Annotated in this window: 2 protein-coding genes and 1 rRNA gene; 1 reads left to right on the forward strand and 2 read right to left on the reverse strand. The window is 45.3% G+C overall.

Annotation, left to right across the window (positions count from 1 at the left end; translation table 11 throughout):
- Positions 1–50: 50 nt before the first annotated feature.
- A complete protein-coding gene (locus tag LGZ98_RS23650; protein WP_262978722.1) occupies positions 51–707 on the forward strand; it encodes an IS1595 family transposase in 657 nt (218 codons plus the stop codon).
- A gap of 122 nt (positions 708–829) precedes the next feature.
- Here LGZ98_RS23650 and tnpA read toward each other — a convergent pair whose 3' ends face one another.
- Both tnpA and rrf read right to left on the reverse strand, forming a co-directional pair.
- On the reverse strand, positions 830–1,258 hold the full coding sequence (gene tnpA / locus LGZ98_RS23655; RefSeq protein ID WP_040154654.1) for an IS200/IS605 family transposase: 429 nt from the start codon (positions 1,256–1,258) through the stop codon (positions 830–832).
- A 148-nt stretch (positions 1,259–1,406) separates the two neighbouring features.
- Positions 1,407–1,522, reverse strand: a 5S ribosomal RNA gene (rrf, locus tag LGZ98_RS23660).
- Between the last annotated feature and the right edge of the window lie 60 nt (positions 1,523–1,582).

The following is a 1,582-nucleotide window of genomic DNA, read 5'->3' on the forward strand; positions in this document are numbered from 1 at the left end:
CTAATAAAAAGGGGCTATCCTAGATAAGTAATTTGATCTAGGATATCCAAATGAGAAAAAGTCGGATTAGCCAATACAAGCAAAAACGTCTTCAGGAGCTCTTTGTGGCAGGGGCTACAGCTCGCACTGCGGCTGAGTTAGTGGGGGTCAACAAAACGACTTCAGCTTACTATTTTCACCGCCTCAGAGTCCTTATCGCTGATTATGTCGATGAACACTCCATGTTTGAAGGTGAAGTCGAGATAGACGAAAGCTATTTCGGGGATAAACGTAAGGGAAAACGCGGGCGAGGTTCAGCCGGAAAAGTCCCTGTTTTCGGGCTTCTCAAGCGAGGTGGTAAGGTCTACACCCGCCTAACACCTAACGCCAAATCCGATACCTTAATTCCGATAATCACGGCGAAAATTAAGCCTGACAGCCTGGTCTACACAGACAATTTTGCCCGCTATGATGTGCTGGACGTGTCCGATTTTAAACACTATCGAATTAACCATAGCACGGAGTTTGTAGACGCTAAAAATGGTCAAAACCATATCAATGGGATAGAGAACTTTTGGAACCAAGCCAAACGTCATCTGCGTAAATTTAATAGCATACCAAAGGAACATTTTGAGCTCTTTCTCAAGGAATGTGAGTGGAGATTTAATACACCGGGTGTAAAAGGCCAATTACATATTATAAAACAAATAGTTAAGGGAAAAATATAATCGCTATCTAGGACAGCCCCAATATTTATTCTTCCATATGAAAGGTTAAAACCACCGACTTTAGTCGGTGGGTTAGTGATTAACGGACTGAAAGTCCGGATACGCATCGGCTGAACGATGCGTCAATTGTCCATCCTGAAGTTATCATCCGGGTTTGGTTCAAAATGATGCTCCAGATAAGCCTTTATCATCTCTTCCGTTAACTGACCCACCGTCGCACAAAAATAGCCTCTGCCCCAAAAATGCTGACCCCAGTAGCGTTTCTTTAGATGCGAAAACTCTTCAAACAACTTACTCGCTGTCCTCCCCTTCAGTCTCCTCATGATTTCTGAGGGAGATAATGTCGGGGGACTACTCACCAGTATGTGAACATGATCTTTGCTCACTACTCCTTTTAATATCCTGATTTCAAATGCTTCACATGTCTGACGAACTAACTCGCGCACCCGTATTGCTACTTCACCTATCAGCACTTTGTGCCTGTATTTCGTTACCCATACAAAATGGTATTCAATCTGAAATACTGTGTGACTACCGTATCTGTAATCCATGTTGCACCTCCCATGCAACACAGTATCTCAGCTAAAGCTGACCGACTAAAGTCGGTGGTTTTAACCTTTCATATGGAAGAATAAAATGATACAGACCCTGATATGCAAAAACCCCCAGCGCTCGCTGGGGGTTTCTACGGTATTTAAAGCCTGGCAGTTCCCTACTCTCACATGGGGAGACCCCACACTACCATCGGCGCTACGGCGTTTCACTGCTGAGTTCGGCATGGGGTCAGGTGGGACCGCCGCGCTATCGCCGCCAGGCATATTCGGTTTATTCCAGGCGGCGCGTCTCTTCTTCCGCAACCACCCGCTTCAATCTGT

This window comes from Photorhabdus kayaii (genome assembly GCF_025384895.1).
In the GTDB taxonomy this organism is placed as follows: domain Bacteria; phylum Pseudomonadota; class Gammaproteobacteria; order Enterobacterales; family Enterobacteriaceae; genus Photorhabdus; species Photorhabdus kayaii.

Bases quoted from the DNA above. Each gene is read 5' to 3' on its own strand.
- LGZ98_RS23650 (WP_262978722.1), top strand. From the start codon at position 51: ATGAGAAAAAGTCGGATTAGCCAATACAAGCAAAAACGTCTTCAGGAG.
- tnpA (WP_040154654.1), bottom strand. From the start codon at position 1,258: ATGGATTACAGATACGGTAGTCACACAGTATTTCAGATTGAATACCAT.